Source organism: Rhodococcus sp. 1R11 (genome assembly GCF_004563845.1).
Classification (GTDB): domain Bacteria; phylum Actinomycetota; class Actinomycetes; order Mycobacteriales; family Mycobacteriaceae; genus Rhodococcoides.
The window spans coordinates 1-4,806 of the sequence record NZ_SPNG01000028.1; the positions used below are offsets into that span (position 1 = coordinate 1).

General features: G+C 63.7%; 3 protein-coding genes. 1 reads left to right on the forward strand and 2 read right to left on the reverse strand.

Going from position 1 to position 4,806, the window contains the following annotated elements; translation table 11 throughout:
- Positions 1 to 184: 184 nt before the first annotated feature.
- Positions 185 to 1,534, forward strand: a complete 1,350-nt coding sequence (locus E4P29_RS25730) for an aspartate aminotransferase family protein (protein ID WP_135048093.1) — start codon at positions 185 to 187, stop codon at positions 1,532 to 1,534.
- A 24-nt stretch (positions 1,535 to 1,558) separates the two neighbouring features.
- On the opposite strand, the gene E4P29_RS25735 is transcribed toward E4P29_RS25730, so the two are convergent.
- Complete coding sequence (locus E4P29_RS25735; RefSeq protein ID WP_167735623.1) at positions 1,559 to 2,539, reverse strand: phosphotransferase; 981 nt, start codon at positions 2,537 to 2,539, stop codon at positions 1,559 to 1,561.
- A 417-nt stretch (positions 2,540 to 2,956) separates the two neighbouring features.
- Entirely contained in the window at positions 2,957 to 4,759 is a 1,803-nt protein-coding gene (locus E4P29_RS25740) for an acetyl/propionyl/methylcrotonyl-CoA carboxylase subunit alpha (protein ID WP_135048097.1), read from the reverse strand.
- Positions 4,760 to 4,806 lie beyond the last annotated feature (47 nt).

Consider the following 4,806-nt stretch of genomic DNA (forward strand, 5'->3'; position numbering starts at 1 on the left):
CGGATCGTCTACCCCGGAGTCGCAGACGCATTCCCCGACCTGCCGAGCCTGCACGCCGACCGCGTACCCGCCTGAACCACAAAGACGACTGCGCCCACCGCAACCACCAGCAGTAGGCGCAGTCGCGCAGGCCGAATTCACAACTGTAGACGCGATCGGGCCGCTACCACCGAGAGGATGTTCGATGACTACACCGCAGACCAAGACCGAGGGCACGATGCCCAACGGATTCGATCCCGCGAGTGTGGAATCGTTAGAGCCCGAACTGCGTTCGTTGGTCGAACGCAGACAAAGCGTCATCGCCCCGAGCAACCGGTTGTTCTACAGCACACCAGTCGACGTGGTGCGCGCCGAAGGCGTCCATTTGTACGATGCGCAGGGGAATCAGTACCTCGACGCCTACAACAACGTTCCCGCCGTCGGTCATTGCAATCCGCATGTGGTGGAGGCTATTTCGCGACAAGCCGCGACCTTGAACAGCAATACGCGATACCTCACACCCACGCTGATCGAATACAGCGAACGACTCCTCGCGACCCATGACCCAGCCATCGACCAGGTTCTGTATACCTGTTCGGGCAGTGAGGCCAACGATCTCGCCATCCGGATGGCCCGCTACGAAACGGGTGGCGATGCAGTCATCGTGACGTCCCACGCCTATCACGGGCTCACAGCGTCCATTGCCGAGATGTCGCCGACCCTAGGCCCGAACGTTCCCCTCGGGGCGACGACGGTGACGATCGAGGCACCGGACTACTCGAGCGGTGACGACGCCGAAACGGTCGGAGCCACGATGGCGTCTCGCGTGTCCGAGGCCATCAAACACCTCGAGCGGCATGGGATGCGGCTCGCGGCGCTCCTCGTCGACACCGTGTTCTCGAGCGACGGACTCATCACGAGCCCGCCCGGATTCCTCGCACCGGTTGTCGACGTGGTCCACAGAGCCGGCGGACTTTTCATCGCAGACGAGGTACAAGCGGGCTTCGGCCGAACCGGTGAAGCCATGTGGGGATACCAACGGCATGGGGTCGCACCTGATCTGGTGACGATGGGCAAACCGATGGCGAACGGTCTGCCGCTCGCGGCGGTCGCGACGCAGAGTCGACATGCGCTGAAGTTCGGGCGCGACATCCGGTACTTCAACACCGCTGCGGGCAACACCGTGTGCATCAGTGCTGCCAACGCGGTCCTGGACGTCTTCGAGACCGATGGAATTCTCGCGAACGTCTGCAACGTAGGACGGCAATTGCTCGAAGGCCTCACAGAGCTGACGCAGCGCTACGCCTGCGTGACGAGCGCGCGGGGAGCAGGACTGTTCGTCGCCGTCGATCTGGTCGACCCGGAGACCCAGCGACCGGCACCGATACTGGCGGCGTCGGTCGTCAATGGCCTGCGCAAACGGCGGGTATTGGTCAGCAACACCGGACCCTTCGAGAACGTCCTGAAGATTCGCCCACCGCTGGTCTTCTCGGCCGAGAATGCGCAGTACTTCCTGGTCCAGCTCGACGAGGTCCTCGCCGAGGCTACATCCTGACCCACCTCGGCCGGCGAGGACTGCTCAGACGCCGACCAGGTTGGACAGCTGCGCGGCACTCCATCCGATGTTGCGCGACAGGTACTCGGCGTTGTGGGGCATCGCCTCGCTGAGGTGCAGCGCCATCAGGAGTCGCTGGGTGATGCGCATCGACACCAGACCACGAATCAATTCGGACTCCGAGTCGGTCATGACGCACACCTCGCGGTACCCAGCGATCATGTGACGGGGTCCTTCCCATGGGTCGCCGTCGACAGCGACCTGAGAGGCCAACCCACTGGCCAGATCGGCGGCGCGCCACGAGTGCATGACATCACCCCAATCCAGGACTCCTTGAACGAAATCGTTCGATGCGGGATCGACGAGAATGTTGTCCACACTGAAATCGCCGTGCACCACTTGAGTTGGCAGGTCCCCGGCCGCAGGTACAAAAGTGGAGCCGTACCAATCGAACACCCGTCCCACGGCGGGTGAGTCTGCCAGTGGTCGCATGACGTCGAGTTCGTGGAAGTTCTGCAGGTCGTATGCCAGGTGCCGGTCCGCTGCGTCGTGGTGAAAGTCGCTGAGGGCGTTGGCCATCCTTGCCAAGACTCGTCCGCATTGACGTAATTGGTTGGGGGAGGGTTGAACTGAGCGCAGCGCGCGTCCGGAGAGAAACGTAGTGACACGTACGATGCGTCTTTGACCGTCCGGCACCACCACACGGGGAAGTTGCTCACCGTCGGCAGAGGGGATGACGCGCTCGAGCGGTAGAAGGGGATCCCGCCGACTCGCGTGCAGCAAGGCCGCAGTCTGCATTTCGATGACGCGCGGCTGGTCACCCGGGTGGGCAATCTTGATCACGTAGCTGTCACCGAGGCGCGTAGTAGCTCGATACGTGTCGTCCCGTTCGGTCGGTAACCTCACCGGATCTTCGGCGGCCACGATTCCGTATACCGAGTTGATCAGTCTCCGTACCTGTTCGGCGCTCAACCGCTCGAACGATTCGGTGAAGGATGACGTCACCCCGGAACTATCGGGACGGATCATCAGTTATTTCCGAGCTGACCGAATACACGCAGCGATCGCAGATGCTGCACACGTATTGCGCGAGAAGGTCGACTTCTTGCTCTGACGAGTTGCCGACGTTGTCTCGGGAACACCGTCTCCTGGAAGTGCCCAGTGACGCAACCTGGTCCAGATCCCGGGCCACCTCACCCGCATCACGCGCGGCGTAGACCGTGGTGACGTACGCGCCCTCATAGCCGTACGTGCGGGAGTCGCCGAACCCGCTGACACCGAAGAGCAACTGCCACCTACACCGACAGTCCCGGCACCGACGCGCCGCTGCTGTCGTCGGACGGACCCCGCACACTTGTCGATGTTCTGCGCTCATAGCTTTCGACATTGACGTGCTCCCTTCGTGCTGCTTTTCTCAGCAGCTCATTTGATTTCTGTGAGGACGGTGCCTTGGGTGATGGCGTCGCCTGCGGTGACGGTCAGGCCGGTGATGGTGCCTGCTTTGTGGGCGGTGACGGGGTTTTCCATTTTCATCGCTTCCAGGACAGCGATGAGGTCCCCGACCTCGACGGTGTCGCCTTCTTCGACGGCGACTTTGACCACGGTGCCCTGCATCGGTGCGGTCACCGCATCACCGGACGCCGCTCCCGCGCCGGCACCACCACGGGTACGGGCTTTCGGCTTGCGCCGCACCGCACCCGCAGGCCCGCCGCCGTTGCCACCGTTGCCGAGGGACAGTTCCCCGGGCAGCGACACCTCGACGCGGCGGCCCCCGACCTCGACGACCACGGACTGCCGCGGCAGCACCTCCTCGTCGTCGATCGGCTGCCCCGCGGTGAACGGGGGAACCTGGTTGTCCCATTCGGTTTCGATCCACCGGGTGTGCACGTCGAACGATTCCCCGTCGCCGATGAACGCCGGATCGGAGACCACCGCAGCGTGGAACGGGATCACCGTCGCCAATCCTTCGACGGTGAACTCCGCCAACGCCCGACGCGACCGAGCCAACGCTTCCTCGCGGGTGGCTCCGGTGACGATGAGCTTGGCGAGCATCGAATCGAACTGGCCACCGATCACACTGCCGGACTCGACACCGGAATCGACCCGCACACCCGGACCCGACGGGGCGGTAAAGGTGGTGACCGGTCCGGGGGCGGGCAGGAATCCGCGGCCGGCGTCTTCGCCGTTGATCCGGAACTCGAACGAATGCCCCCGCGGTTCGGGGTCTTCGGTGATGGTCAGTTCTTCGCCGTTGGCGATCGCGAATTGTTGCAGGACCAGGTCGATGCCGGAGGTTTCCTCGGTGACCGGATGCTCGACCTGCAGACGAGTGTTGACTTCCAGGAAGCTGACGAGGCCGTCTTGGCCGACGAGGTATTCCACCGTCCCGGCGCCGTAGTAGCCCGCTTCGAGGCAGATGGCTTTGGCGGAGGAGTGGATTTCTTTGCGTTGGGCGTCGGTGAGGAACGGGGCGGGGGCCTCTTCGACGAGTTTCTGGAAGCGGCGTTGCAGGGAGCAGTCGCGGGTGCCGGCGACGATGACGTTGCCGTGTTGGTCGGCTATGACCTGGGCTTCGACGTGGCGTGGTTTGTCGAGGTAGCGTTCGACGAAGCATTCCCCGCGCCCGAATGCGGCGACGGCTTCGCGGGTGGCGGAGTCGAACAGTTCGGGGATTTCTTCGCGGGTGCGGGCCACTTTCATGCCGCGGCCGCCGCCGCCGAAGGCGGCTTTGATGGCGATGGGGAGGCCGTGTTCGTCGACGAAGGCGAGGATTTCGTCGGCGTCTTTGACCGGTTCGGAGGTGCCGGGGACGGAGGGGGCTTTGGCGCGGGCGGCGATGTGGCGGGCGGTGACCTTGTCGCCGAGGTCGCGGATGGACTGCGGGGACGGTCCGATCCAGATCAGGCCTGCGTCGATGACGGCTTGGGCGAAGTCGGCGTTCTCGGAGAGGAATCCGTAGCCGGGGTGGATGGCATCGGCTCCGGACTTGGCGGCGGCATCGAGGATTTTGTCGATCACCAGGTACGACTCCGCGGAGGTTTGTCCGCCGAGTGCGAATGCTTCGTCGGCGAGGCGGACGAACGGTGCATCGGCGTCGGGTTCGGCGTACACAGCGACACTGGCCAACCCGGCATCAGCGGCCGCCCGGATCACCCGAACCGCGATCTCACCACGATTGGCAACAAGAACCTTGGAAATCTTCTTATGGGAGGTAGAGGTGGTCATCTGTGCGAAGTCCTTCACTGGCCGAATCGGGCATTGACGAAAAGAGC